The sequence below is a fragment of the Nocardiopsis changdeensis genome (genome assembly GCF_018316655.1).
Taxonomy (GTDB): domain Bacteria; phylum Actinomycetota; class Actinomycetes; order Streptosporangiales; family Streptosporangiaceae; genus Nocardiopsis; species Nocardiopsis changdeensis.
The window spans coordinates 1,660,193-1,687,055 of the sequence record NZ_CP074133.1 but is presented as its reverse complement, the minus strand read 5'-3'; the positions used below and the strand labels follow the sequence as shown (position 1 = coordinate 1,687,055).

The following is a 26,863-nucleotide window of genomic DNA, read 5'->3' as shown; positions in this document are numbered from 1 at the left end:
TGGACCGCCCTCCCTGCTGCGCGCGCCGCTCATCGCGACACCTCGGCCGTCGGGTGCGACGACCGTGTCTCTTCCCCGGCCAGCCGTTCGGCCAGCCAGGAGACCTCCCTGTGCACCGATCCCGTGATCGGTGGCTCTGTACGCCTTGCCACACGGACCTCCCGGTGGTCCCGCCGAGTTGCGTCCCGCATTCAGTGTGCGTGGTGGGGAGGCTCCGGCGCCACCCCAATTTCCCCCGCCCGAGTCGTGAACCCGCTGTTATCGCTATTCCTGGTCATAATGCGAGTCACCGAAACCACGTTCCATGTTCCCTTCCCATACCGATCGCGAGTGAGATAGCGGTGGATAGAGTGCGAAGCATGCCTGAACACCGCTATCCCACGGCCGAGCGCCTCGACCTCGTCGAAACCCTGCACGGCCGTCCCGTCGCCGATCCCTACCGGTGGCTCGAAGACCCCGAATCCGCCCCGGCCAAGGAATGGGCGGCCGCCCAGGACACCCTGTTCTCCGAACTCGGCGCGCACCTGCCCGGCCGGGACCTGTTCGCCGCGCACGTCCGCGAACTGATGGGCGCCGGAAGCGTGGGCGCCCCCGTGTGGCGCGGGGAGCGCCGCTTCTCCGGGCGCCGGACCGCCGACCAGGAGCACCCCGTCCTGTACGTGCGGGACGGCGACGGCCCCGAGCGGGTCCTGCTGGACCCCGGTGCGCTCGACCCCACCGGTCTGACCACGCTGGACGCGTGGAAGGCGGACCCGTCCGGGCGGCTGCTCGCCTACCAGCTGTCCGAGGGCGGGAACGAGGAGTCCGTCTTGCGGGTCATGGACGTGGACACCGGCGAGATCGTCGACGGGCCCATCGACCGGGCCCGGTACACGCCCGTCGCGTGGCTGCCGGACTCGTCGGCCTTCTACTACGTGCGCAAGCTGCCCCCCGAGCAGGTCCCCGACGGGGAGCAGGACTACCACCGGCGCGTCTACCTGCACCGGCTGGGCACCCCCGCCGACGAGGACGTGCTGATCTTCGGCGAGGGCCGCGACAAGACCGAGTACTTCGGCGTATGGGTGAGCCCGGACGGCCGCTGGCTGGTGCTCGACGCCGCCAAGGGCACCTCCTCGCACACCGACCTGTGGCTGGCCGACCTGACCCGGAGCCCGCACGAGGCGCCCGCCTGGGTGAGCGTCCAGGAGGACGCCGCCGCGTCGCTGTCCGCCCGGGTGGGCCGGGACGGCCGGCTGTACCTGTTCACCGACCGGGACGCCCCGCGCGGACGCCTGTGCGTGGCCGACCCCGCGGCGCCCGGGTACGAGAACTGGCGCACGCTCGTGGCCGAGGCCGACGACGCCGTGCTGGAGGACTACGCGGTCCTGGACGGCCCCGGGCTGGAGCGCCCCGAGCTGCTGGTCTCCTGGTCCCGGCACGCGGTCGGCGAGGTGACCCGGCACGACCTGGCCACCGGCGAGCTGCTGGGCACGCTGCCGCTGCCCGGGCTGGGGAGCATCGGCAGCCTGCTGGAACGCCCCGAGGGCGGCCACGAGGCCTGGTTCGGCTACACCGACAGCACCACCCCGTCCGCGGTGTACCGCTACGACGCCGGCACCGGCGCGGTGGACCTGTGGGAGAGCGCCCCGGGCACCGTCACCGTGCCCGACGTGCGGGTGGAGCAGGTCGCCTACACCTCGAAGGACGGCACGACCGTCCGGATGCTGGTGATGGCGCCCGCCGCCCCGGCCGAGGGCCCGCGGCCGACCATCCTGTACGGGTACGGCGGCTTCCGGATCTCCCTCACCCCCGGCTACTCGGCCACCGCCCTGTCCTGGGTGCGCGCCGGCGGCGTGTACGCCGTGGCCGGGCTGCGCGGCGGCCTGGAGGAGGGCGAGGAGTGGCACCGCGGCGGCATGCTCGCCGACAAGCAGAACGTGTTCGACGACTGCGCGGCCGCGGCCGAGCACCTCATCGCCACCGGGGTCACCGACACCGACCGCCTGGCGGTCATGGGCGGCAGCAACGGCGGCCTGCTGGTCGGGGCGATGGTCACCCAGCGGCCGGACCTGTTCGCGGCCGCGGTGTGCTCGGCCCCGCTGCTGGACATGGTCCGCTACGAGCGGTTCGGGCTGGGCCGGCTGTGGAGCGTGGAGTACGGCAGCGCCGACGACCCCGAGCAGCTGGGGTGGCTGCTGGGCTACTCCCCCTACCACAACGTGCGGGAGGGCACCCGGTACCCGGCCGTCCTCTTCACGGTGTTCGACAACGACACCCGGGTGGACCCGCTGCACGCCCGCAAGCTGTGCGCGCAGCTGCAGTGGGCGACCTCGGCCCCGGTCGACGAGCGCCCGGTGCTGCTGCGCCGGGAGGCGGAGGTGGGGCACAGCACCCGCTCGGTGAGCCGCAGCGTGGAGCTGAACGCCGACCAGCTGGGGTTCCTCGCCCACCACCTGGGCCTGGACGCGGGCTGACCCCGGCCCGGCGCGCCCCGCGGCCGGGCCGCGGGGCGCGCCGCCCGGCCGTGCTCCGGGGTGGGCCCGCTCTCGCCCCCGGGAGAGCAAGGACACAGGCCTCCCGGGCGCCCGGCCGTGTGCCCGCGCGCCCCCTGCTGGGAGAATCGGTACCGGGCCCACCCGCGCAGAGCCACGAGAGGACACGGACGTGACACAGACCGAGGAGGCCGCGGGCACCGGAACGGAGACCGGGCCGCGCCGCCACGTACACCTGGCGCAGGTCCGCTACGCCGACCTCGACCCGCAGCACCACGTCAACAACGTCCGGATGCTGACCTACCTGGAGGACGCCCGCATCTCGTTCCTGCGCTTCGGCGGAGCGGTCGAGGGCGAGGAGGTGTTCGGCGCCATGGTGGTGGCCCGCCAGGAGGCCGACTACGTGGCGCCGCTGCTGCCGCGTTCGGAGCCGGTGCGGGTGGAGCTGTGGGTGACCGAGGTGCGCAACGCCAGCTTCTCGCTGGCCTACGAGATCCTCGACGACGAGCGCGTGTACCTGCGCGCCCGGACCGTGCTCGTGGGCTTCGACGTGCCCACGCAGCGCGCCCGACGCCTCAACGGCGTCGAGCGCGCCTTCCTGGCCCGGTACATCTGACCGGAGCGTGCGGCCGCCGTCCGCGCCCCCGCGGGGACGCGGTCAGGAGGCGGGCGGACCCGCCTGTTCGAGGGCGTGGGTGAGCAGTTCCAGGGCCAGCGCCTCGTGGTCCGCCGACGCGTCCTCGGGGTCGCCGCCGAACACGGTGACGTGGACGATCAGGTTCTCCACGTGCGCGGCCGCGTGCGCCGTCCGGCCGTACACGTCCTCCTGGAAGACGGTGTACGCCGGGACGCCGTTGCCGTCGGTGGTCGGGACCAGGCCCAGCCGGTCGACGTAGTTGATCCCGAACTCCTCGGCCGCGCGCTCCTGGCCGGTGTCGCGGACCAGGCCGTCGGGGTCGTTGGTGAACACCTGCGCGGCCAGGGTGAAGTCGAGGGAGCCGTCCCCCGCGGCCGTGTCCGCCACCAGGCAGTGGCTGGTGGGCATCGTGAAGAGGTCGTCGTCCTGCTGCTCCAGCCCCCGGCCCGGGGCGATCCGCTCCTGGACGCCGGGGTCGACCAGTTCGCAGGCCTGCGGCGCGGACGTGTAGGGGGGCTCGGGCGCGAGCCACCCCAGGGCGTAGGCGGCGCCCACGCCGCCGCCCGCCACCAGGAGCAGCAGCACCCCGCCGATCGCGAGCAGGATCAGCCCGACCCGGGAGCGCCGCGGGGGGTGCGGCGGCCCGGGGCGGACGGGGACCGCGCCGGGGTGGGGCGGCCCGCCCGCCCCGGGGGCGCCGGTGATGGGGGGTCCGCCCGCGGGCGGACGTCCGGAGGAGTCGTTGTGCATCCCCAGAAGATAGACCGGCCGCCGGGCGTCCGCGCGGGCGGTGTCCGGAACCGGCCGGTGGCGCCCGTCAGGGCCGGCGCCGACCCGGGGGCCGGCGCTACTTCAGGGAGATGGTGACGGTCTCGCCGTCGTCGTCCTCGTCGCCGCCCTCGGAGGACACGGAGACCCGGGTGGGGTCGGCGACCGCCGGGCGGGGCGCCTCCTCCGGGACGTTCACCATGCTGTGCGCCGCCATGACCATGTACTCCCACAGCTGCCGCTCCAGCACCTCGTGCAGGTCCAGGGAGTCGACGGCGGCACGCATGTGCCGGAGCCACAGGTCGCGTTCGGCGGCCCCGATCCGGAAGGGGACGTGGCGCATGCGCAGCCGCGGGTGGCCGCGCTGCTCGTTGTAGGTGCGCGGGCCGCCCCAGTACTGGATGAGGAACAGCCGCAGCCGCTCCTCGGCGGGCCCCAGGTCCTCCTCGGGGTACATGGGCCGCAGGACGGGGTCGTCGGCCACGCCCTCGTAGAAGCGGCGGACCAGGCGGGTGAAGGTCTCCTCACCGCCCACGGCCTCGTAGAACGTCATGTGCACGGGCTCCTCGCCCGGGCTCCTGTGGTCATCGCGCGCGGAAGTCATCGCCCCTAGGGTATGCCACGTTCCGCCCCCGTTCCGAGGGCCGTACGGCCCCGGAATAAAGGCCGGGGGCCGCGGGACCGTCACCGGTCCCGCGGCCCCCGGCACGAGGGCTCCGCCCGCGGGCTAAGGCGTGTTCGGCGGATCATTCCGGGTCGCGGCCGCGAGGCCGCCTCTCGCCGCGCGCCCGCGCTCGGACGGCCGAATCCGGGCCGACCCGCGCCGGCCGTCTTACGAGAGATCGCCCCGCGGCCGCTCCCGGCATTCGGCGCAAGCGCCGAAACGCTCGAGAGCATCCACCGAACACGCCCTAGTCGCGGGTGAGCTTGCGGTGGGTGACCGCGTGCGGACGCGCGGCGTCCGGACCCAGGCGCTCGATCTTGTTCTTCTCGTAGGACTCGAAGTTGCCCTCGAACCAGAACCAGTTCGCGTCGCCCTCCCAGGCCAGGATGTGCGTGGCGACGCGGTCCAGGAACCAGCGGTCGTGGGAGGTGATCACGGCGCAGCCGGGGAAGTCCAGGAGGGCGTTCTCCAGCGAGCCGAGGGTCTCGACGTCGAGGTCGTTGGTGGGCTCGTCCAGGAGCAGCAGGTTGCCGCCCTGCTTGAGGGTGAGCGCCAGGTTGACGCGGTTGCGCTCACCGCCCGACAGGACGCCGGACTTCTTCTGCTGGTCGGAGCCCTTGAAGCCGAACGCGGCGACGTACGCGCGGCTGGGGATCTCGACCTTGCCGACCTGGATGAAGGTCTCCCCGTCGGAGATGGTCTCCCAGACGTTCTTGGAGTCGTCGATGCGGCCCCGGTACTGGTCGACGTAGGAGATCTCGACGGTGTCGCCGACGTTGATGGAGCCCTGGTCCGGGGTCTCCTCGCCGACGATCATCTTGAACAGGGTGGTCTTGCCGACACCGTTGGGGCCGATGACACCGACGATGCCGTTGGGCGGCAGCGAGAAGCTGAGGTCCTCGATGAGGACGCGGTCGCCGAAGCCCTTGGTGAGGTTCTTGACCTCGACCACGGTGGTGCCCAGGCGCGGACCCGGCGGGATCTGGATCTCCTCGAAGTCCAGCTTGCGGGTCTTGTCCGCCTCGGCCGCCATCTCCTCGTAGCGCTGGAGGCGGGCCTTGCTCTTGGTCTGGCGGGCCTTGGCGTTGGAGCGGACCCACTCCAGCTCGTCCTTGAGGCGCTTGGCGCGCTTGGCGTCCTTCTGCCCCTCGACCTTCAGGCGGCCCTGCTTGGTCTCCAGGTAGGTGGAGTAGTTGCCCTCGTAGGGGTAGAACTGGCCGCGGTCCAGCTCCAGGATCCAGGTGGCCACGTGGTCGAGGAAGTACCGGTCGTGGGTGATCGCGATGATCGTGCCCGGGTACTTGGCCAGGTGCTGCTCCAGCCAGTTCACGCTCTCGGCGTCGAGGTGGTTGGTGGGCTCGTCGAGGAGCAGCAGGTCGGGCTGCTCGAGCAGCAGCTTGCACAGGGCGACGCGGCGCTTCTCGCCACCGGAGAGCCGGCTGACGTCGGCGTCCCCGGGCGGGCAGCGCAGCGCGTCCATCGCCTGGGCCAGCTGGCTGTCCAGGTCCCAGGCGTTGCGGTGGTCGAGCTGCTCCTGCAGCTTGCCCATCTCTTCGAGCAGGTCGTCGGAGTAGTCCGTCGCCATCTGCTCGGCGATCTCGTTGAAGCGGGTCAGCATCGCCTTGGTCTCGGCGACGCCGTCCTCGACGTTCTCCAGGACGGTCTTGCTCGCGTCGAGGTGGGGCTCCTGGGCGAGCAGGCCGACCGTGAACCCGGGCATGAGGCGCGCCTCGCCGTTGGACGGCTGCTCGATGCCGGCCATGATCTTCAGAAGCGTCGACTTACCCGCACCGTTGGGGCCCACGACACCGATCTTGGCTCCGGGCAGGAACGACCCCGAAACGTTGTCCAGGACGACCTTGTCGCCGTGCGCCTTGCGCACGTTGTTCATGGTGTAGATGTACTCCGGCATGCCTCCAAGCCTAGGGCGTCGCGGGTCGTGCCCCCGCCATCGCGGGGGCCACCCGAGCGGTCGTCACTCCCCCGTGGAATCGCGCCACCGCTCCACCGGGAGCCCCCAGGCCAGGGCCCGCCCCATGAGCACCGCCATGGAGTAGCCGGGGTCGGCCGCCAGGGCGGTCTCCACGGCGGCCATGGCGAGCACGTCGTCCCCCTGCTGCCAGGCGGCGACCGCGGTGAGCGCGGCGGGGGCGGCCCGCCACCGGTCGGGCAGGTGCCGGACCAGGTGGCCCCACAGGTCGCGGTGGCGCGGGGCGGTGTCCGCGGTGATGGCCGACCAGGCCCGGTCCCGGACCCGGAGGTGCCCGAGGTGGACGCCCAGCCGGGCGGTGTCCTCGCGCCCGGGGAGCCCCTCTGCGTCGGCGGCCGCCCGGACCGCCGCCGTGCCCCGGGCGACCCGGGTGTCCTCCGACAGCGCCCGCACCCGGAGGGCGAACGCCTCCGCGGCGGCTCCCACCGCCGCCCGTTCGGGTCCGCCGACGGGGGCCAGCAGGGCGCGGACGCGCCGGAGCTCGGCGGGCGGGACGCGGGGCGGCCGGACGGGGGCGATGCCGCGCAGGACGGCCCCGGCCGGCACCGGCGAGCCGTCGACGTCGACGACGGTGCCCTCGGGCGGACAGCAGGTGGGGGACGCGCAGGTGTAGGACCAGTAGCGCCCGCCGGTGACGCGCAGGGCGTCGATGATGTTCACCCCGCGTTCGCGCGCCGTGAGCATCAGGGCGTCGACGTAGGGCGTGACCCTCTCGGCCGCGCCGTAGGCCACGATGAGCAGCCCGCCGCAGCCCTCGGCGACGGCCAGGTCGACCGGCGGCCGCGCCCGCTCCATGGGCGACAGGTGCCCGTGCGCCCCGTCCAGCGCACCGCAGAACGCGGCGTACACGCCGACCCCCTTGGCCGCCAGCACCACGATCCCGGGGTCGGGCGGCTCCCCCACCAGGTAGGGCATCCCGGCAATGATGTCCAGGGGGTTGCGCAGCGCCAGGCGCCCGCCCACCGGCACCCCCTCCACCGCGCTCCCCCGCCGGACGGCGCCGCCCGGCGGCCGCTCCCCCGCGCACCCGGGTCCGGGGGCCGCCCTCCGGGGACGGCCCCGGCGCGCCGCGCGGTCCGCGGCCGGGCCGCCGTCGGGATCCGCGGGCGGGGGCACCCCGGGGCCCCGTCCTCCCGTTCCTCCCCGGCGGGTCCGCGTCGCCCTGCCGAACGGGCGGCGGCGGGCGGTCGCCGCCGCCCGGCGGTCCGGTCGGCCGGACCGCGCCGCCGGGCCGCGCACCCGCCCCGCGGCCGGCCTCCGACCCGGAGCGCGGCGGCTTCGTCCCGAACGGGTAGGGGCCATCGCGCCGCACATCCGAGGAAGGCGATACGTCACCGGGCACACCAGGGAACGCTTTCGACCCGAACGGAAAGAGACCTTCGGGCCACGGGCTCAGAGCCGAACCGTCGGCGGGCGGGCCGGGGCGGGACGGTTCCGGCACGGGCGGGGAAAGACCCTCGCGCCACGGGGCCGAGACGGGCGGCAGTGCGTTCGCAGGCGGCCCGGAGCGCGGCGGCTTCGCCCCGGGCCGGAGGAGGCCTTCGGGCCGCGGAGCAGGGGCGGACGGCGGGCCGTCGGCCGGCGGAACGGAACGGCTCGGCTTCGACGGAGGCGAGGAGAGACCTTCGGGCCACGGGTTCAAAGCCGAGCCACCGGCGGACAGGCCGGAGCGGGGCGGCTTCGCCCCGGGCCGGAGGAGGCCTTCGCGACGCGGAGCAGGGGCGGACGGCGGGCCGTCGGCCGGCGGAACGGAACGGCTCGGCTTCGACGGAGGCGAGGAGAGACCTTCGGGCCACGGGTTCAGAGCCGAGCCATCGGCGAGCGGTCCGGAGCGGGGCGGCTTCGCCCCGGGCGGGAGGAGGCCTTCGCGACGCGGAGCAGAGGCGGGCGGCGGACCCTCGGCGGGCGGAACGGAACGGGACGGTTTCGGTGCGGGCGGGGGGAGACCCTCGCGCCCGGGATTCGGGGCGGGCGCGGTCGGGAGGTCGTCGGCGGGCGGTCGGGGATCGGGGAGGCGGCGGCGCGGGAGCGGGGGCCGGGGGTCGTCGGACGCGGGGTGCTGGGCGGAACGATCCTGGTCGAAGTGCATATATTCACGGTGCGTGACCGGGCGACCGCGCGCAATGGCCTTCTGCCACCTGTGGAAAACCCCGGCCTCGCGGGAGCCCGCCGCCCGTCAGGCTTCCGCGATGCCCTGCGGGCTCTCCGGGACGGCCTGTGTCCCGACGCCCCCGTGCGACTCGGGGCCCCGGCCGTCCTCCCGGCCGTCCGGCAGGCACACCCGGTTGCGCCCGGTCTCCTTGGCCCGGTACAGCGCCAGGTCGGCGGCGGTGAGCAGCTCCACCAGGTCGTTCCCGTGCTCCCCGACCACGGCCAGGCCGACCGACACGGTGACGGCGACCTTGACCTTGTCCACCTCGATCTCCATGCAGCCCACCTCCACGCGCAGCCGTTCGGCGGCGTGCCAGGCCTCGTTGACGTCGGAGCCCGGGAGGAGCACCACGAACTCCTCGCCGCCGAACCGCCCGAGCAGGTCGGACTGGCGCAGGTGGTGGGAGATCGTGGTCGCCACCCCCATGAGCACCTGGTCCCCGAAGAGGTGTCCGTGGGTGTCGTTGACCCGCTTGAAGTGGTCGATGTCGATGATCAGGACCGCCGACCGGTGGCGGGCGGCACGGGCCCTGGCGATCTCGATCGAGGCCTCCTGCTCCCAGGTGGGCGCGTTGAGCAGCCCGGTCTTGGGGTCGGTCCGCGCCGCGTTCTGCAGCTGCTGGTAGAGCAGGCTCCGCTGGAGCAGCAGGATCGGCGGCAGCGCGATGGGCACCAGGAACAGGGAGATGTTGCACAGGACCGCGACGACGATGCCCATACTGATCTCCACTGCGTCGACCATGAGCGACTCACGGTCCCACAGGGGCGGCAGCTTCCGCTTGCCGCGCATGCTGATCCGGATGGCCAGGGCGACGGCCAGCGTGTTGATGAGGGTGAACACGGCACAGCCGGCGAAGGCGACCAGGAGCCCCGGGAGGGTCGCCAGCCACTGGGACACCTCGCCGGACCCTCGAAGCCCTTCCATCAGGTCGCCGCTGATCAGCCAGTGCCACGCGACGGAGACGAAGAACCCGAACAGGCCGACGGAGACCATGTTGAAGATCCGCCGGTACATCAGGGTCTGCCGGATCCGCTGCTGGTTGAGGAGGTAGATCGGGATGGGGATGAGGAACGCGTAGACAGGGGGCAGGAGCAGGACGACGGGGAACCACCAGGCGCCCAGGAGGTCGCGGCTGCTCCCCGCGTGCCGCTGCGTCTCCAGCCTCCGGCTGCCCTCGACACAGACGGCGGCACCGATCGTGAAAACGACGAGGACGACGAGATCCATGACGGAGAAGACGGTCACCGCGAACGCCAACCCGCACAGGAAGAGCGCGACGAGCACCATCAGGGACATGTAGACGATCAGCCCGAGCGGCTCCTGAAGGAACGGCCAGCGCGCCCGGTCCAAGGCACCGAGCGGCGGCCTGCGCCTCTCCGAGTCCCTCACTCCCCTGCCCTCCCTTCGCCCTCCACCACGGCCACCCCTCCCCTTTCGGCACCGATCGTGACCCACCTCCTCCGGAATCCCCCCTAGGACGGAGGCTTCTCGCTCGGCGTTCCCCTACCGTGCCACCCGGTGACCACTTCTGGATAGATGTGTTCCCAAGTGGTGACCCTCGGTTCCCGGGCAAGGCGACACCCTATCACTTTACATTACTTTGAGTAATAGCTTAATTGCTCAGTGTACGAGAATGGGTCTGGGAAGACCAATGAGATCGAGTACCACAACGGGGGTGGATAGAACACGAGAACTAGGGCATTCTGCTCTAGGATCCGGAACCGCCTCCCGGCTCTTGGAGCACCGCCCCACTCGATGCTCCACCGTCCCAGGGACGCTGACGCGGACCTGCCCAGAAGGAGTTCAGATGATCGGCAGCGGCATAATTTGGGTCTGAGCCCAATGACAAGGCCCGGGTGCAGATGATCTGACACCATCCACCCCGGGCCTCGCCGTCAACGGCGGCGGCCTCCCGGGGAGGCCGCCGCCGTTCTCACTCCTCTGCCGGTGCCGCGACCTCGTACGCGGCGCGGAACGCCCGGTAGCGCGCGAGTTCGGCCTCCATCGGCTCCACCACACGCGCCGCGGCGATCTCCCGCACCCTGGCCTGGGCCGCCCGTTCCACGTCCTCCCGGCGCTGCACCGCGGCCACCTCCACGAGGTTGCCGCAGCCGACGCCGGTCAGCCACCCCACCGCGAGGGCGGCGACGACCAGGGCCGAGGCGTAGGCCACGAACACCACGTCGTCGAACATCGCGATCCCGGTGAGCCCCCCGCCCAGCCGGCTCACCAGCGCCACGAGCGCCCAGGCGAGCCCGACCCCGGCCACGGCCAGCAGCGCGAACTGCACCGACCGCGCCATCCGCCACCACGACGGGCTCTGGTCGGGGTCGCCCACGGCGGACGCCACGGCCCCGCCCAGCTCGGCGGACAGCTCGGTCACCGCCGACCGGGCGGCGGCGCGCATCCGGCGCCGCCACGGCGCGGGCATGTCCTCGGAGACGGTGTCGGCCGCGTCGGAGAGGACCGTCTCCAGTTCGGCCTCGTGGGCGTCCACCGGGCCGCCCAGCACCTGGCCGCCGTCCTTGCGCAGGAAGTCGAGCTGGACCGCGGCCAGCGGGTCCTTGCGCAGGCGGGCCGCCCGGCGGGCGACCGGCCAGCCCACCCGGCGCCGCCCGCGGCGGACGTCGTTGGCCTCGACCGCGTCGGCGACGGCCGTGACGGCGGCCGCCCGGGCCAGCCCCTCCTGGACGCGCGAGCGCACGTCGGCGGGGACGTTCTCGGGGACCTCCGCCTCGCCGATGTACTCGGCGTAGGGGGCCACGACCTGGTCCAGGTCGGCGACGAGCCGGTCGACGAGGGCGCGCCGCTCGCGCACCGTCTCGGCGAGGAACTCGCGCAGGTCCCGGATCCCCTGCCCGGTGAGGGTGGAGGTGGTCAGCACCCGGGGGTGCACACCGGACTCCGACTCCAGCAGGCGGCGCAGGTCGGTGAGCAGCTCCTTGAGCTCGTCGGGTTCGACCTTGTCCACCTGGTTGAGCACCGCGACGGTGACCGCGCCGTGCCCGGCCATCTTGGCCAGGTAGCGGTGGTGGACGGCGGCGTCGGCGTACTTCTGCGGATCGAGCACCCACACGAGCAGGTCGACGGAGCCGATGAGCCGGTCGGCCTCGGCGGTGTGCATGCTGCGCACCGAGTCGTGGTCGGGCAGGTCGAGCAGGACCAGGCCGGTCAGCTCGGAGCTGCCCGAGTCCAGGACGCTGCTGCGCGAGTGGCGCAGGCGGGTGGGAACCCCGAGCCAGCTCAGCAGTGCGTCGGCGCCCTCGTGGCCCCACACGCAGGCGTGCGCCTGGGAGGTGGTGGGCCGGGTGATGCCGGTCTGCGACAGCTCCAGCCCGCACAGGGCGTTGAACAGGGACGACTTGCCGCTCCCGGTGCCGCCCGCGAGGGCGACGACGGTGTGCTCGGCGGACAGCCGCAGGCGGGCCCCGGCGTGGTCGAGCAGCTGCGCGGAGCGGGCGGTGATCTCCTGCGGGAGGTCGCCCTGGCCGAGTTCGGCGAGGGTGGACAGGGCGTCGAGCCGCTCGACCAGCTCGGCGCGGGTGGTGTTCCTGGTGTGCTGCCAGGAGTCGTGGGTGGTGGGCCGGTACTCCTCGTCGGGGTCGGCGCCCACGGGCTCCGCCGCGTCGGGGTCCACGGCCCGGAAGGACCCGGAGACCGCGGAGGGCCCGGGGACGCGGCGGGGCAGCGGCTCCGGCTCCTCGTCTCCGGCGCCGGCCGCGGCGGGTTCCGCGTCCCGGTCCGGGCGGGCGGAGGGTTCGGGCACCCAGGGGTCGTCCGCGGCGGGAGCGGTCCGCGGGGCGGCCCGATCCGGGGCCGCCTCGGGCGCGCTCTCCCCGTCCCCGTCTCCGGTCCCGTCCTCCTCCGAAGCGCCCCGGGCGGCGCGTTCCACCCGGGCGCGGCGGCCCGTGGCGGGAACGGCGGCGAAGGCCCCGGTGCCGGCGCTGCGTCCGGCGATGCGCGTGTCGTCGGCGGCCTCGGCGAGGCTGCCGACCCATCCGGCCAGGCCGTCGGGGTCCTCGTCGGCGGCCTGCACCTGTGGCCCGCGGCCCGGGTCGTCGGCCTTCTCCGGCCGGTCGGCCTCGGGGCGCGGGGCGGCGTGGCGCGCGTGGCGGCCGCTGCGGCGCTGGGTCCGTGCCCCATCGCCCCCGGGTGCGGTGTCACCGGCGTCCCCGGGGACCCGGGGCGCCTCTCCGGCGGGCTCGCCCGGAGCGGCCGACACGTCGTCGGGGTAGGCGGAGATCCCGTCGTGCGCGGGCTCCTCCGCCTCCCCTCCGTGGCGGGCGTGGTCCGGGTGCTCGGGTACCGGCACGGTGTAGCCGCGCCAGGGCCCGTTGTCCGCGGGTGCCGGTGCGTCCCCGTCGGGGGCGGCGTCGGTGTCCCCGTGCGCCTGCGCGGGGTTCCACTGAGTCGTCATCGTGCTATCTCAAGGTTGTACGTGGCCTGGTAGAGCTGGACGGCGGCGTCCTCGGAGGGGATCCCCGCCGACGCCAGTGCGGTGTCGAACGGGACCCGTTCGCGGTCGAGCAGGCCGTTGATGCGGGCGATGAGGTTCTCCCGCGCCTTCGCGCCGATGCTGCGCAGCGACTGCGCGCCGAACAACCCCTTGAGCAGGCGTTGCGGTGACGGGCCGGGGGGTTCCGCGGCGTGCGCGCCGCCCCCGGAGCTGGACCGCTCGTAGCCGAGCAGGTCGATGATGAGGATCAGGGTGACGATGTCCCGGTCGAAGGTGACCAGGCGGGCGACGGAGCGCTTGGTGGCCCCGGCCTCCCCCGTCATCTCGGCGATGTCGCGCTGCCACTCGCCGATCTCGTGGCGGATCTGCTGGACCAGCAGGCCGGTGCCGGGCTGGTCGAGGGCCCGGGCGGCCAGGTCGGCGCCGCCGGGGACCCCCCGCCAGACGCTTTCGACCTCCTCGGAGGCGCGTTCGCAGGAGGACACAACGAGGGCCTCGACGGCGTCGCGGACGGCGCGCTCCAGGGCGGCCACCCGCTGTCCGCGCTCCGCCTGCTCGACCCGGCCCGCCCTGCGGGTGCGCCGGCCGCGCGGGCGCAGGCTGCGGGCGAGCTCGCCGCTGGCGGCGACCTCCTGCCAACGGGCGATCAGCGAGCCGCGCAGCAGGGAGCCGTCGCCGAGCCCGCTGCCGATGCGCGCCCGGGAGTCGGCGTAGGCGGTGTCCACGGCGGTGGCCATGACACGGCCGGCCTCGATCTGGGTCTCCACCTGGCGGGCCAGTTCGGGCACCCGGGTGCGGAAGCTGTCGATGACCCCGATGAAGGTGCGCCGGGACACGCGGTCGCGCTGCTCGGCCTCGCCCGCCACGTCGGCGAGGAAGCCGCGGATGTGGTCGGCGACGTTGGAGGTGAAGCGCTCGCCCCGGATCTGGTCGGTCTCGGGGATGGCGAACCGGGCCGCCGCGCCCAGCCCGTTGGCCTCCAGCATGGCGCCGAAGTGGTCCAGGAGCCTGCGGCGCCCCTTGCGCGGCACCCGGGACAGCACGACCGCCATGGAGGTGTCGCGGTCTCGGGCGACCTGGAGGAACTCCCACACGCGGGCGTCGGCGTAGCGGCTGCTGGTGGTGACGAACACCCACAGGTCGGCGGCGTCGAGGAACTTGGCCGCGAACTCGTGGTGGGCGGCCACCGCGGAGTCGACGTCGGGGGTGTCGAGCAGGGCCACACCGGGCGGCATGGCCTCGGTGGCGGCCAGGACCAGCATGCCGTCCTTGCCTGGCATCGCCAGGCCCTGCTGGCGCACGCGCGGCAGCGACGGGATGAAGGAGGCCTCGCTGAACCAGTCCACGTCGGCGGGGTTGCACGCCAGGACCGGGCTGTTGGTGGTGGGCCTGCGTACGCCGGTGGTGGTGACCTGCTCGCCGACCAGGCTGTTGACCAGGGTGGACTTGCCCGCGCCGGTGGATCCCGCGACCGCGATGAGCAGTGGGATGTCGGGGCGGCGCACCCGGGGCAGCACGTAGTCGGAGAGCTGGGCGAGCACGTCGGCCTGCAGGACGCGCCCCTCCTCGGCCCCGGGGAGGCCGTCGGCGAACCTCAGGTCCCGGATCTGTTTGCGCAGGGACTCCAGGACCTGTTCGAAGCGGTCGTCCTCCGGGACGGGGGCTCGGTGTTTGGCGGGTCCGGCCGCAACGGGGACGGTGGGCCCCCGCCGGGCCTCGTTGATGGCCCGGGGGTCCTCCCCGGGCAGCGGTCCGGAGCCCTGGGCGGGCTGGTCGGAGGTGGCGGCCGGTCCGGTACCGAACCGGCCCGCGGGACCGGAACCGGTGGTGTCCGGCGCGGCCGACGGCCGGGTCATGATCGGTATGCCCTCCTCAACGGTGCTGGCGTCCCACCGGGCGGGCGATGCCATCGGGGGGTGTCATGGGAGATCGCGCCCGGCCGCCAGTCGATGGGTCTCGAACTGGTTCCCCGTGTGCAGTATGTCAAGTTCCCGCGCTGTTTGGACCACTTCCCCGATGATCACCACGGCGGGGGGCCGCACTCCGGCCCTGGCGGCCGAATCGGCGATGGTGGCCAGCGTACCCGTGACCGTCCTCTGCCCGGGCAGGGTCGCCTCCTGGACGACGGCGGCCGGGGTGTCCGGGGAGCGCCCGTGGGAGACGAGCGCGTCGGTGATCGCGGCCAGGCGCTCCACCCCCATGAGGGCGACGACGGTACCGGTCGAGCGCGCCAGCGCGGCCCAGTCCACGGTGGACCGGGGGTCGCCGGGGGCGACGTGGGCGGAGACGATGTGGAGGTCCTGGGAGACGCCGCGGTGGGTGGCGGGGATCCCGGCGGCGGCGGGGGCGGCGAGCGCGCTCGTGACGCCGGGGACGGCGATGACGGGGATCCCGGCGGCGGCGCAGGCCGCGGCCTCCTCTCCCCCGCGGCCGAAGAGGAAGGAGTCGCCGCCCTTGAGGCGGACCACGAACCTCCCCTGCCGGGCGCGGTCGACGAGGATCCGGTTGATCTCCTCCTGGAGCATGGAGCGGCCGTAGGGGATCTTGGCGGCGTCGACGATCTCCACGTCGGCGGGGAGCCGGTCCAGCAGCGAGGTGGGGGCGAGCCGGTCCACCACCACGACGTCGGCCTGGGAGAGCAGCTGCCGGCCCCGGACCGTGATCAGACCGGGATCACCGGGTCCGCCGCCGACCAGGGCGACGCCGGTGAGGCGCTCGCGCCCGCGGCGGGCGTCCAGGGTCCCGTCGGCCAGGCCGTCGACGATGGCGTCGCGCAGTCCGGCGGAGCGCCGCGGGTCGCCGGAGGCGACGACGCCGACGGTGATGCCGCCCTCCTGGCCGCTGGCCGGGGTCCAGGCCGCGGAGGCGTGCCGGTCGTCGGCGCGCACGCACCAGATGCGGGCGGCCTCGGCCTCGGCCGCGACCGCGGCGTTGACCCGCGGGTCGTCGGTGGCGGCGTGGACCAGCCAGTGGGCGGGCGCGCCGGGCCCGGCGACGTCGCCGGGCTCGTAGGCGCGGGCGGTCCAGGTGATGCGCCCGGCGGCGGCGAGGTCCTCCAGCGCGGCGGAGACGGCCGGGGACACCACGGTGACCCGGGCGCCCGCCTGGAGCAGGACGGGGACACGGCGTTGGGCGACGCGGCCGCCGCCGATGACGAGGACGTCACGGTCGTGCAGGCGCAGGCCGAGGAGATAGGTCACGGGGCGCACCCCTTCGGTCGTCGGTTCCGGCGGACCCCGGCGACGGCGGCGGGGCACCGGCGGGGGCCGTCACCGGGCACGGGGCCCGGGCGCCCGCCGGGTATGGTCGGCGATTGCTCCAAATTACCTTGTCAAAACGGTATTACAGGGAGATGAAGCAGACCCTGTGGAGAATGTGAGACCGCCCGCACCCGGAGGGGCGCGGGCGGCCGTGGCGGCCGGGAGGTCCCGGCGCGCGGCGCGCGGCGGGTCAGTGCGCGGAGGAGACCCCGGCGTCGTCGAAGGTGGCGACGTCGCGCAGGGCCCGGGCCGCGCCCTGGAGGAGCGGCAGGGCCAGCAGCGCGCCCGACCCCTCGCCCAGGCGCATCTCCAGGTCCACCAGCGGGCGCAGCCCCAGGTGCTCCAGCACCAGGGCGTGGCCGGGCTCGCTGGAGCGGTGGCCGGCGAAGTACGCGCCGATGGAGTCGCCGGAGATCGCCGCGGCGGCCAGTGCGGCCGATCCGGCGATGACGCCGTCGAGCAGCACCGGGACGCGCATGGCCGCGCCGCCGAGGATGAACCCGGCCAGAGCCGCGTGCTCGAACCCGCCCAGGGCGGCCAGGGTGCCGATGGGGTCGGCCGGGTCCACGGGGTTGGCCGCCAGGGCGCGGCGGACCACGTCGACCTTGTTGTCGAACATCGCGTCGTCCACCCCGGTGCCGCGGCCGGTGGCCTCCTCCGCGGCGGCGCCGGTGAAGGCGCAGATGAGGGCGGCCGAAGGAGTGGTGTTGGCGATGCCCATGTCGCCGGTGACCAGGCAGCGGTTGCCCGCGGTGACCAGGTCGCGGGCCACCTCGATGCCGCTCTCCAGGGCCTGCATGGCCTGGTCGCGGGTCATGGCGGGGCCCTGGGTGATGTCGGCGGTGCCGCGGGCGACCTTGCGCGACAGCAGCCCGGCGGCGTGCGGCAGGTCGCCGACCACGCCGACGTCGACCACGGTGACCTCCGCCCCGACCTGGGCGGCGAACGCGTTGACGACGGCTCCGCCGTTGAGGAAGTTGTGCACCATCTGCTCGGTGACCTCCTGCGGCCAGGCGGTCACCCCCTGGGCGTGGACGCCGTGGTCCCCGGCGAACACGGCGACGGCCGCGGGCTCGGGGATGGGCGGGGGGCACTCCCCGGCGAGCCCGGCCAGGCGGACGGACACCTCTTCCAGGATCCCGAGGGAGCCCGGCGGCTTGGTCATCCTGTCCTGCCGGTCCCGGGCCTCCTCCACCGCGCGGGTGTTCAGGACTCCGATGGCGGCGATGGTCTCCTCCAGCAGGGTCGTGGGCTCCTGGCCGGGCAGACCGCGGCGACCGTAGCGGTCGTGGTGCACCGCCCAGGACAGGGGGCGTCCCTTCGCCCGGCCGGAGAGGCCGAGCTCGGGTTCGGTGGGGAACTCCTCGACGTGGCCCAGGCAGAGGTAGGCGACGACTTCGAGGTGGGAGGGGAGGTCGAGGACGCGGGCGACGTCGCGTTCGTCGGCGAAGCCGACCCAGCCCACGCCGAGGCCTTCGGCGCGGGCGGCCAGCCACAGGTTCTCCACGGCCAGGGCGGCGGCGTAGGAGGCGCTCATGGGCCGGGCGTGGCGGCCGGGGGTGTGCCGCAGGCCGCGGGCGGGGTCGACGGTGACCGCGATGTTGAGCGGGGCCTCGGCCACGGCCTCGACCTTGAGCCCGGAGAAGGCGCGGGCGCGGGTGCCGGGCAGGGCGTGGGCGTACTCGTCGCGTTCGCGCCGGGCCAGGTCCAGGACGCGGCCGCGCAGGCCGGGGTCCTCGATGACCACGAAGTCCCAGGGCTGGGAGTGGCCGATGCTGGGTGCCCGGTGGGCGGCCTCCAGGACGCGGGCGAGCACCTCGTGGTCGACGGGGTCGGGGAGGAACCCGGTGCGCACGTCGCGCCGGTCGTGGATGGCCCGGTAGACGGCGGCGCGCTCGGCCTCGTCGTAGGCGTGGTCGGTGCGTTCCGCCGGTGCGGCCGGCTCCGCGGGGGCCGGTGCCGGGGAGGCCGGCTCCGGTGCGGGTCGGACCGCGGCGGGGCGCGGCGGCTGTGCCGGGTGCGGCTCGGCGTGGGGGACGGCCGCTTCGTGTACGTGCATGCTCTGTTCTGCTTCGGTGGTCGCGGGGGTGGTGTCCGCTGGTGTCCCGGCGGCGGTGGCCGCCGGGTGGTCGGCGCGTTCCGGCGGCGCGTCGGCCCCGGTCCGGTCCTGTGGCGGGTGCTCGGCCCGGGGGTCGGGCTCGGGCGGGTTCCGGAAGGGGATCACGTTGGGCCGGGCCGGCGGGGTCGGGGCGGGGTCGGCGGGCGGTTCGGGTTCGGGTGCCCGGGCGGCGGGCTCGGCCCGGTCCTCCGGCTCGGGCGGCGGCGCGGCGGGGGCCGGGGGCGGTGGGGCCGCCGGGGACCGCTCGGGGCGGGCGGCGGGGGCCGGGTCGGGCCGCCGGAACGGGTTGGCCCCCGCAGGCCGCCGGGGCCTGGTGCCGCGGCCGCTCTCGGGCAGGCCGTCGAGCAGGCCGCCGAGCGGCCCGAAGCCGGGCGTCCCGGCGGTCCGGCCGCGGGGGTCCTCGCCGCCCGCGCCGCCGCGGCGGGAGTCCTCTCGGTCGTCCTCGGTCATGATCGCCCCCCGTGAAGGTGTGTCGACTGCCCGTTCCCACTGCTCGTCCCGGTGTTCGACCGGTAAGCGTAGTCTGCGGCGGCGTACCGCTCGCACGGGTCCCCCGGGCCTTGGGCGGATCGCCTCTCGACCCCCTCTCCCCAAGCCCCGCACATCACCGTCAACTGTGCCAGAGTCACCCTGAAGGCGCGCGGACGGTGTCCGGTATCCCCCCTGTCCTCCCAGGTGGAGGCGGGTCCCGGAAGGGGGGTGCGAGCTGCCGGGGCGGGGCGGGCGGAACACGAAGCGGGCCGCCGGCGCCCGGAGCCGCGGAGCGGGGCGGCCGGATCCGGCCAGGCTCCCCCCGCCTCCGCCCGCTATTCGTCACCCACCGTGGTCGGTCATGTGCGAGAGTGGCGGGGCTCCCTGCCCCCGGGTCCCCATCGCTCACCCCAAGGAGACGACCCGCATGCGACGACGCACGTTCCTCACCGGTGCCACCGCCGCGGCCGGACTGGCCGCGCTGGGCGGTGTCGCGGCACCGCGCGCCGCTCTGGCCGCCGGGGACGGTACCGTTCCCCGCGTCCTGGCCGAGACCGCCCCCGCCGGTACCCCCGTCCGCCCCGGGCGGCCGTTCGACGTGGTCACGGTGACCGGCCGCCCCGGCGCCCGCGGCGCCATCCGCTTCCGCACCCCCTCCGGCACCGGCGCCTGGGAGCCCCTCCACCTGCACGCCGAGGGGCGCGACGACGACGCCCCGGTCGGCTCGGCCCTGGTCCGCGCCCCCGAGGGCGCCACCGGGTACGAGGCCGACATCGAGGGGGACACCGCCGCCGTGAACCTGTTCGACGGCGAGGGCCTGCGCGTCGGCGGTCCCGAGCGGACCACCCTGTCCGCCGGGGACGGCCGGACCGCGGGCCCGCCCGCCCTGCGCCTGCGCACGCGCGCCGGGTGGGGCGCCGACGAGTCCTGGCGGTTCGACGGCGAGGGGAACGACCTGTGGCCCGCGGTCTTCCACCCGGTGCAGGCGATCACCGTGCACCACACCGCCATGGCGACCACCGGCGACCACTCCGCCGACGTGCGCGCCGTGTACTACCTGCACGCGGTGGAGCAGGCCTGGGGCGACATCGGCTACCACCTGCTCATCGACCCCGAGGGCGGGGTGTACGAGGGGCGCCACTCCGGTGAGGACGGCGTCCCCGTCTTCTCCGGTCTCCCGCTGCCCGGCCGGGCGCGTTCGGTCACCGCCGGGCACGCCTTCGGCGTCAACCACGGCAACGTCGGCGTGTGCCTGCTCGGGGACTTCACCGACGCCCTGCCCACCCCGGCCGCCCAGGACTCGCTGGTCCGCGTACTGCGCCTGCTGTGCGCGGTGACCGGGGTGGACCCCCGCGCCCGGATCGACTACACCAACCCCGCCACGGGGGCCGTCACCCCCGGCCCTGCGCTGGGCCGGCACCGCGACTGGCTGTCCACCGAGTGCCCGGGCAACGCCTTCGCCGAGGTGTTCGACACCGCGATCCGCGACCGCGTCGCACGCGGTCTGGTCTGATCCGCCGCGGTCGGCGTTCCGGCGCCGACCGCACGGGTCCGTCGGGGTCGGCGGGGCCGGTCGCGAGGCGTGTCTACGCTTGTGGGACCGAGTCCTGCGAACCCGGGAGTTCCCCATGACCGCCCTGCGCCCACCGCGCCCGGTCCTGCCCTCCGTCGTCCTGGAGACCGAGCGCCTGCGCCTGCGCGCCTTCATCGAGGACGACATCGACGACGTGTACGCCTCCTGCAGCGACCCGGGCCTGCAGGCCTGGCTCCCGCTCCCCCGCCCCGACGCCCCCTACACGCGCGCGGACGCCGAGCAGTGGTGCCGGGAGATCGCGCCGGGGATGCGCACCGGCGGCGAGGGCCAGCAGTGGGCGGTCACGCTCAGGGACGGCGGCCGGCTGGTGGGCGCGGTGGGGCTGGTCCGCGTGATGTGGCAGGCGATGAACAGCGAGATCGGCTACTGGGCGGCCCCCGGCGAACGCGGCCGAGGCCACATCACCGAGGCGGTGGTGGCGGTGTCCCGCTGGGCCCTGGACCAGGGGTTCCAGCGGCTGGAGATCAAGGCGGCGCCACGGAACACCGCCTCGCGCCGGGTGGCCGAGAAGGCCGGGTTCACCCTGGAGGGCGTGGAGCGCGGCGCCATGCCCCTGCACGGGGGCCGCCGCACCGACCTGGCCGTGTACGGACTGCTCCCCGCCGACCTCCGGGACCGGCCCCCGGCGCACTGAGCCCCGGAACACCGGGCCCCGGCACGGCGCACGCCCCGCCTCACCCCCACACCCGGGACAGCGACCAGGTCCCGGTGGCGGTGTCGTGGCGCAGTTCGTACACCCCCTCGGATCCGGCGGCGCCGGCCTCCAGCCGCCAGTGCTCGCTGCGGGGCGTCAGGGGACCGCGCGAGGCCCGCCACCCGTCCTGCGGCGTGACCCAGTGCTCCATGATCCGGCGCACGCCGTAGACCCTGCCGTTCCAGGTGAACCGGGCCGGCCGGCCCGCGTCCTCCACGACCGTCACCTCTGTCCCGTAGTACCTTCCCACGACACTTCCCCTCGGCATCGACCCCTCCGGCCCCGGATGCGCCCGCCCGCGGGGAAGATACGGACAGATGTTCGAACAAGTGTTCCCACAGTAGCGAAATCGGCGGACCCGTGGAACTGTTTCGCGAAGGTCGGCATCACCTCATGTGACCGGTGTGCGGCACCCCCTCCGGCGTGCGCGTCCGGCGCGGGGATCCCCCCGTTCGGAATCGCACGGCGTGTCGCCGTCGATACGCTTGCACCACCCCATCCCCGATCCATGCGAGGACCCTCCACGTGACGTCGAACGGCCACCAGAGCGGCAAACCCCTGCGCGCGGGCGACCCCCGTGAACTCGGTGGCTACCGGATCACCGCGCGCCTGGGCCGTGGCGGCATGGGCACCGTCTACCTGGCGGAGGACGCCTCCGGCCGGCCCGTCGCCGTCAAGCTCATCCATCCCGACCTCGCCGACGACGAGTCGTTCAGGCTGCGGTTCGCCCGCGAGGTGGAGTCGGCCCGCCGGGTGGCCCGGTTCTCCACGGCGGGGGTGATCGACGCCCACCTGGAGGGCGACACCCTGTTCATCGTCTCCGAGTACGTCCCGGGGCCGAACCTGGACGAGGCGGTCCGCCAGGGCGGCCCGATGACCGGGGGCACCCTGGACGGCCTGGCCATGGGCGTGGCCGCCGCGCTCACCGCCATCCACGGGTCGGGGGTGATCCACCGCGACCTCAAGCCCGGCAACGTGCTGCTGTCCCCGGTGGGCCCCAAGGTGATCGACTTCGGGATCGCCCGCGCGCTGGAGGACTCCGGCGGGGTCACCCGGTCCAGCCAGCTGATGGGCACCCCCTCGTACATGGCGCCGGAACTGCTGATGGGCGAGCGGCCCACGGCCGCGGCCGACATCTTCGCCTGGGGCTGCCTGGTGGCCTTCGCGGGGATCGGGGAGGCGCCGTTCGACGCCGTCTCCGTGCCCGCCGTGCTGCACAACATCACGTCGGCCCCGCCCCGGCTGGAGGGCCTGGACCCGGGCCTGTACGACCTGGTGGCCGCCGCCCTGGACAAGGACCCGTCCCGGCGGCCCACCTCACAGCAGATCCTGGCCCGCCTCACCGGACAGGACGCACCGGCCGAGGCCGAGGTGCGGCGCAGCATCAGCGACTCCTGGGAGGTGCCGACCGGCGCCCCCGTCCCGGGGGCCCCGCCCGCACCGGCCACCCCGCCGCACGGGCAGACCCCGCCCGAGGGGGCCACCGCCCCCTTCCCGCAGGGGCAGGTCCACTACGGGGGCGGCACCGGCGCGAACCCGACCCTGCCCTACCACCCGGGCCGCGAACTGCCCCCCGCCACCGCCCACCAGGGCCCCGGCGGCCAGGTGCCGCCCACCCTCCACGAGCGGGCGCACCACGGGCCCTCCGGCCCCCAGCCCCCCGCCACCCACCGGATGCCCGCCGGGTACGCCCCGCCGCCGCACGGGCAGCCCGCCCACGGCTTCCCGGCGGGTCCGGGCGGTCCCGGCGCCCCGGTGCCGCCGAACGCCGGCGCGAACGGCGGGGCCGGCGGCGCGGGCGACGGCGCACGGCGCAAACGCCGACTGCTGCTCGCCCTCGGAGCGGGTTCGGGCGCTCTCGTGCTGATCGCCGGGATCGGCCCGGTGGTCCTGTCCAACCTGGAGCCCCGGCCCCCCTCGGAGGAGGACAACGAGATCGTCTCGATCTACAACACCGACTTCTCCTTCAACCCCGCGTGGAACACCTATTTCTACGACGCCGAGGAGGTCGAGGACGGTGCCCTGTACTGGGAGGAGCGCCGCGGCATGCTCCTCCGGCACCCCGAGCCCTCGGGCGACGACCCGAGCCGGGGCCTGGTCGTGCCGTTGGACCGCGAGGACGACATGCCCGACCGGGTGCTGGTCACCGCCGGTGCCTACGTGATCGAGGGGCCCGAGCAGGCGACCTTCGGCGTCCGCTGCTGGGACACCTCCGGCGAGGAGTACCGCACCCAGTACGAGGCCGCGGTGCGCTACGACGGGCAGCAGGCCGAGATCCGGCGGATGAGCGAGGAGGAGGGCGACCAGGTCCTCGAACGCACCAACGAGGTCCGCGGGTTCGAGCCCTACCCGCTGTTCGAGGAGAGCGCCAGGACGGACGGGTACGACCCCGGGTCCCCGTACGAGTTCGACCGGGACGAGATCGTGGTCAACACGCTCGCCTTCGCCTGCGAGTACGTCGAGGACGAGGGCGGCGAGGCACGCATGGAGCTGGCCCTGTGGGTGAACGGCGAGCACGCGGTGAGCGCCGTCGACTCCGACCCGCTGCCCGCGGAGGCCGAGGAGGCCGAGGACCGCCGGCGGATCGGGATGATGACCCGGTCGGGCCCCGGCCACCAGCCGATGGCCGTGCTCTACACCGATTTCTCGGTGCACGAGATCCTCGCGCAGGAGTGACCGCGCCCCGGGGCGGGTGCCGCCGTGGCGCCGCCCCGGACGGCCTGGCATGATGCCGGGCATTCGCATTCGGCAAGGAGTGGAAGCATGCGCGCCATCGTCCTGGAGGAGACCGGCGGACCCGAGGTCCTGCGCGTCTCCGAGGTCGTCGACCCCGTACCCGGCCCCGGTGAGGTCCTCATCGACGTGGAGGCCCGCGGGGTCAACTTCATCGACATCTACCAGCGCAGCGGCCAGTACGACGTCCCGCTGCCCTTCGTCCCGGGCATGGAGGCCGCCGGCACGGTGGCCGCCGTCGGCGAGGGCGTCGGGGACCTGTCCGTCGGGCAGCGGGTGGGGTGGGCGATGGCGCCGGGCGCCTACGCCGACCGCGCCGTGGTCAAGGCGTCCCTCGTGGTGCCGGTGCCCGAGGAGGTGTCCCCGGAGCAGGCGGCGGCCCTGCTGCTCCAGGGCATGACCGCCCATTACCTGGTGAACTCGGTGCACCCGGTGGCCGGGGACGAGACCGTCCTGGTGCACGCCGCGGCGGGCGGCACCGGCCTGCTCGTCACCCAGCTGGCCAAGGAGCGGGGCGCCCGCGTGATCGGCACCGTCTCCTCCGAGGAGAAGGAGCGCGTCGCCCGCGCGGCCGGCGCCGACGAGGTCGTCCGCTACACCGAGGTCCCGGTGGCCGAGGCGGTGCGCGACCTCACCGGCGGAGCGGGCGTGGCGGCCGTCTACGACGGCGTGGGCCGCGACACCTTCGACGCGAGCCTGGCGTCGCTGCGCCCGCGCGGTGTGCTGGCGCTGTTCGGGCAGTCCTCGGGAGCGGTGGACCCGGTGGACCCGCAGCGGCTCAACGCCGCCGGCTCGGTGTACCTGACCCGGCCCTCGCTGGCGCACTTCGTGGCCGACCGCTCGGAGCTGCTGTGGCGGGCCGGGGACCTGTTCTCCCTGGTGGGCGCGGGCCGCCTGGACGTGCGGATCGGCGGCCGGTACCCGCTGGCCGACGCGGGCGCGGCCCAGGCCGACCTGGCCTCGCGCCGGACCACCGGCAAGCTCGTCCTGGTCTGACCCCGGTCGGCCCCGGACGGGCCGCACGGCGCGGCCGCGGTCCCGGGAACGGGACCGCGGCCGTTCCGGCCCGCCCGGGCTACCCCTCCCCCTCCTCGCGCGGGCGCGGAGCCGCCTCGGGACCGCGCACACCGGCCACCCCGGCGCGGCGCACGTCGTCGCGGGCGTCCTCCACCGCCTGCCTGGCCGCCTCCGCGGCGTCCACGGCGGCCCGCTCCGACGCGGACAGCTCGCTCGGCTCGGGCCCGGCGATCCGGGCCGGTCCGTCCACCCCGGCGTCCTCGTCCTTCTCCGTGGAGGGGCGCGAGCGCACCGCCTCCCCCGCGAAGGCGTGGCTGACGTTCTTGACCGCCTCGGTGAACTCGCCCGGGATGACCCAGAACGTGTTCCCCTCCCCGTTGGCCAGCTGCGGCAGGGTCTCCAGGTACTTGTAGGCGAGCAGCTTGGCGTCGGCGTTGTTGGCGTGCACCGCCTGGAAGACCCGCTCCACCGCCTGCGCCTCGCCGTCGGCCCGCAGGATCGCCGCCTGCTGGTCGCCCTGCGCCTCCAGGATCGCCTGCTGGCGGGCGCCCTCGGCCTTGAGGATGCGGGCCTGGCGCTCGCCTTCGGCGTGCAGGATGGCCGCGCGCTTGTCGCGGTCGGCCCGCATCTGCTTCTCCATCGCCTCCTTGATGGTGGGCGGCGGGTCGATGGCCTTGATCTCCACCCGGTTGACGCGGATGCCCCACTTGCCGGTGGTGTCGTCCAGGACGCCGCGCAGGCGGGTGTTGATCTCCTCGCGGGAGGTGAGCGTGCGCTCCAGGTCCATCGAGCCGATCACGTTGCGCAGGGTCGTGACCGTGAGCTGGTCGATGGCCTGGATGTAGTTGGCGACCTCGTAGGCGGCGGCCTTGGGCTCGGTGATCTGGTAGTAGAGGACGGTGTCGATGTTGACGACCAGGTTGTCCTCGGTGATGACCGGCTGGGGGCGCGAGCTGAACACGTGCTCGCGCAGGTCGAACCTGGTGTTGACGCGGTCGACCCCCGGGATGAGGAAGTTCAGGCCGGGTCCGAGCGTCCTGGTGTAGCGGCCGAAGCGTTCGATGTTGTACGCCCTGGCCTGGGGGACGATGCGGATCGCCGACATGGCGAGGGCGACGCAGAGGACGGCGAGGATGATGAGCGGTAGGGCATCCAACATGTTCGGCACCTGACTTCGGTTCGTGTCTGCGGCGGTGCGCGCGGCCCCGGCCCGCCCGCCCTCCCCGGCGGCCGGCTCAGGGAAGGGCCTCGCGCGGGTAGACCACGGCGGTGGCGCCGTCGATCTCCATCACGTCGACGTGCGCTCCCACGGGGATCACCAGGTCCTCGTCGATGCTGCGCGCCGACCACTCTTCTCCGGAGAGCTTGATCAGTCCCTTGTCCCGGTCCACGGGCTGGAGCACCACGGCGCTGCGCCCCACCAGCCCCTCGACACCCGAGCGCACCACGGGCCCGCGGGCGAGCTGGCGGCGCATGATCGGCCGCAACAGGTAGATTCCGGCGGCCGAGGCTCCGACGAACCCGATGATCTGCACCGGGAGCGGGAGTCCGACGGCGCCGAGCAGGGCGGCGACCAGGGCCGCCGCGCCGAGGAGTCCCAGGACGAAGGTGAGGGTGACGATCTCGATGATCCCCAGGACGACGGCGAGGACCAGCCAGACCAACCAGGCGTCCATGTACCACCCTCCCGTTCTTGTTCCGGGTATTCCTTTGCTACCCACCCAGGGCCGACGAACCACACGATTCGCTTACGAGTACGGGGATTTCGTCCTCTGGTTCCGGTCGGGCCCCGGGCGGCCCCGGTCCGCGCCGGACGGTGCCGGCGGCGGGGCCCGCG

The 26,863-nt window shown here is 74.5% G+C and carries 18 protein-coding genes; 6 read left to right on the top strand and 12 right to left on the bottom strand.

Translation table 11 applies throughout. The annotated features are described in order from the left end of the window. The first annotated feature begins 359 nt into the window (after positions 1-359). Both KGD84_RS07815 and KGD84_RS07810 read left to right on the top strand, forming a co-directional pair. A complete protein-coding gene (locus KGD84_RS07815) occupies positions 360-2,453 on the top strand; it encodes a prolyl oligopeptidase family serine peptidase (RefSeq protein WP_220559593.1) in 2,094 nt (697 codons plus the stop codon). A 190-nt stretch (positions 2,454-2,643) separates the two neighbouring features. After that, positions 2,644-3,087 carry an acyl-CoA thioesterase gene (locus KGD84_RS07810; RefSeq protein WP_220559592.1) on the top strand — a complete coding sequence of 148 codons (444 nt, stop codon included), beginning with the start codon at positions 2,644-2,646 and terminating at the stop codon, positions 3,085-3,087. Positions 3,088-3,129: 42 nt separating this feature from the next. Here the strand turns inward: KGD84_RS07810 and KGD84_RS07805 are convergent, their stop codons facing one another. The 9 genes from KGD84_RS07805 to cobT form a co-directional block, all read right to left on the bottom strand. Continuing rightward, entirely contained in the window at positions 3,130-3,858 is a 729-nt protein-coding gene (locus KGD84_RS07805; RefSeq protein ID WP_260697197.1) for a hypothetical protein, read from the bottom strand. 97 nt (positions 3,859-3,955) lie between these two features. Continuing rightward, positions 3,956-4,480 (bottom strand): globin, encoded by a 525-nt coding sequence (locus KGD84_RS07800; RefSeq protein WP_255646390.1) that lies wholly within the window; start codon positions 4,478-4,480, stop codon positions 3,956-3,958. A gap of 307 nt (positions 4,481-4,787) precedes the next feature. Further along, positions 4,788-6,452, bottom strand: a complete 1,665-nt coding sequence (gene ettA / locus KGD84_RS07795; protein ID WP_220559590.1) for an energy-dependent translational throttle protein EttA — start codon at positions 6,450-6,452, stop codon at positions 4,788-4,790. A 63-nt stretch (positions 6,453-6,515) separates the two neighbouring features. Next, positions 6,516-7,508 (bottom strand): DUF4192 domain-containing protein, encoded by a 993-nt coding sequence (locus KGD84_RS07790; RefSeq protein ID WP_255646389.1) that lies wholly within the window; start codon positions 7,506-7,508, stop codon positions 6,516-6,518. Positions 7,509-8,706: 1,198 nt separating this feature from the next. Next, a complete protein-coding gene (locus tag KGD84_RS07785; RefSeq protein ID WP_370634430.1) occupies positions 8,707-10,071 on the bottom strand; it encodes a GGDEF domain-containing protein in 1,365 nt (454 codons plus the stop codon). A 544-nt stretch (positions 10,072-10,615) separates the two neighbouring features. Further along, positions 10,616-13,099 (bottom strand): GTPase, encoded by a 2,484-nt coding sequence (locus KGD84_RS07780; RefSeq protein ID WP_220559588.1) that lies wholly within the window; start codon positions 13,097-13,099, stop codon positions 10,616-10,618. After that, complete coding sequence (locus KGD84_RS07775) at positions 13,096-14,994, bottom strand: dynamin family protein (protein WP_220559587.1); 1,899 nt, start codon at positions 14,992-14,994, stop codon at positions 13,096-13,098. The genes KGD84_RS07780 and KGD84_RS07775 overlap by 4 nt, the downstream gene beginning before the upstream one ends. A 63-nt stretch (positions 14,995-15,057) precedes the next feature. Next, complete coding sequence (gene cobA / locus KGD84_RS07770; RefSeq protein ID WP_220559586.1) at positions 15,058-16,338, bottom strand: uroporphyrinogen-III C-methyltransferase; 1,281 nt, start codon at positions 16,336-16,338, stop codon at positions 15,058-15,060. Positions 16,339-16,588: 250 nt separating this feature from the next. Continuing rightward, positions 16,589-18,967 carry a nicotinate-nucleotide--dimethylbenzimidazole phosphoribosyltransferase gene (gene cobT, locus KGD84_RS07765; RefSeq protein WP_220559585.1) on the bottom strand — a complete coding sequence of 793 codons (2,379 nt, stop codon included), beginning with the start codon at positions 18,965-18,967 and terminating at the stop codon, positions 16,589-16,591. Positions 18,968-19,415: 448 nt separating this feature from the next. Between cobT and KGD84_RS07760 the strand changes: the two genes are divergently transcribed. Both KGD84_RS07760 and KGD84_RS07755 read left to right on the top strand, forming a co-directional pair. Continuing rightward, the gene (locus KGD84_RS07760) at positions 19,416-20,501 is read left to right on the top strand and encodes a peptidoglycan recognition protein family protein (protein ID WP_220559584.1); all 1,086 of its coding nucleotides are present in this window, start codon (positions 19,416-19,418) and stop codon (positions 20,499-20,501) included. A 115-nt stretch (positions 20,502-20,616) separates the two neighbouring features. Continuing rightward, positions 20,617-21,216, top strand: a complete 600-nt coding sequence (locus KGD84_RS07755; protein WP_220559583.1) for a GNAT family N-acetyltransferase — start codon at positions 20,617-20,619, stop codon at positions 21,214-21,216. A gap of 40 nt (positions 21,217-21,256) precedes the next feature. Here the strand turns inward: KGD84_RS07755 and KGD84_RS07750 are convergent, their stop codons facing one another. Then, complete coding sequence (locus tag KGD84_RS07750) at positions 21,257-21,544, bottom strand: DUF6504 family protein (RefSeq protein WP_220559582.1); 288 nt, start codon at positions 21,542-21,544, stop codon at positions 21,257-21,259. Positions 21,545-21,801: 257 nt separating this feature from the next. On the opposite strand from KGD84_RS07750, the gene KGD84_RS07745 reads away from it, so the two are divergent. Continuing rightward, positions 21,802-23,952, top strand: coding sequence for a serine/threonine-protein kinase (locus KGD84_RS07745; protein ID WP_220559581.1), 2,151 nt, complete (start codon positions 21,802-21,804; stop codon positions 23,950-23,952). Between the two features lie 87 nt (positions 23,953-24,039). Beyond that, the gene (locus KGD84_RS07740) at positions 24,040-25,005 is read left to right on the top strand and encodes a quinone oxidoreductase family protein (RefSeq protein WP_220559579.1); all 966 of its coding nucleotides are present in this window, start codon (positions 24,040-24,042) and stop codon (positions 25,003-25,005) included. Positions 25,006-25,084: 79 nt separating this feature from the next. On the opposite strand, the gene KGD84_RS07735 is transcribed toward KGD84_RS07740, so the two are convergent. Further along, positions 25,085-26,185, bottom strand: a complete 1,101-nt coding sequence (locus tag KGD84_RS07735; RefSeq protein ID WP_220559578.1) for an SPFH domain-containing protein — start codon at positions 26,183-26,185, stop codon at positions 25,085-25,087. A gap of 76 nt (positions 26,186-26,261) precedes the next feature. Further along, entirely contained in the window at positions 26,262-26,702 is a 441-nt protein-coding gene (locus tag KGD84_RS07730) for an NfeD family protein (protein WP_220559577.1), read from the bottom strand. Positions 26,703-26,863: the final 161 nt, after the last annotated feature.

Excerpts from the sequence above, each read along its gene's own strand:
- KGD84_RS07815 (WP_220559593.1), top strand. The coding sequence starts at position 360 with ATGCCTGAACACCGCTATCCCACGGCCGAGCGCCTCGACCTCGTCGAA.
- KGD84_RS07805 (WP_260697197.1), bottom strand. The coding sequence starts at position 3,858 with ATGCACAACGACTCCTCCGGACGTCCGCCCGCGGGCGGACCCCCCATC.
- KGD84_RS07800 (WP_255646390.1), bottom strand. The coding sequence starts at position 4,480 with ATGACTTCCGCGCGCGATGACCACAGGAGCCCGGGCGAGGAGCCCGTG.
- ettA (WP_220559590.1), bottom strand. The coding sequence starts at position 6,452 with ATGCCGGAGTACATCTACACCATGAACAACGTGCGCAAGGCGCACGGC.
- KGD84_RS07780 (WP_220559588.1), bottom strand. The coding sequence starts at position 13,099 with ATGACGACTCAGTGGAACCCCGCGCAGGCGCACGGGGACACCGACGCC.
- KGD84_RS07775 (WP_220559587.1), bottom strand. The coding sequence starts at position 14,994 with ATGACCCGGCCGTCGGCCGCGCCGGACACCACCGGTTCCGGTCCCGCG.
- cobT (WP_220559585.1), bottom strand. The coding sequence starts at position 18,967 with ATGACCGAGGACGACCGAGAGGACTCCCGCCGCGGCGGCGCGGGCGGC.
- KGD84_RS07760 (WP_220559584.1), top strand. The coding sequence starts at position 19,416 with ATGCGACGACGCACGTTCCTCACCGGTGCCACCGCCGCGGCCGGACTG.
- KGD84_RS07755 (WP_220559583.1), top strand. The coding sequence starts at position 20,617 with ATGACCGCCCTGCGCCCACCGCGCCCGGTCCTGCCCTCCGTCGTCCTG.
- KGD84_RS07750 (WP_220559582.1), bottom strand. The coding sequence starts at position 21,544 with ATGCCGAGGGGAAGTGTCGTGGGAAGGTACTACGGGACAGAGGTGACG.
- KGD84_RS07740 (WP_220559579.1), top strand. The coding sequence starts at position 24,040 with ATGCGCGCCATCGTCCTGGAGGAGACCGGCGGACCCGAGGTCCTGCGC.
- KGD84_RS07735 (WP_220559578.1), bottom strand. The coding sequence starts at position 26,185 with ATGTTGGATGCCCTACCGCTCATCATCCTCGCCGTCCTCTGCGTCGCC.
- KGD84_RS07730 (WP_220559577.1), bottom strand. The coding sequence starts at position 26,702 with ATGGACGCCTGGTTGGTCTGGCTGGTCCTCGCCGTCGTCCTGGGGATC.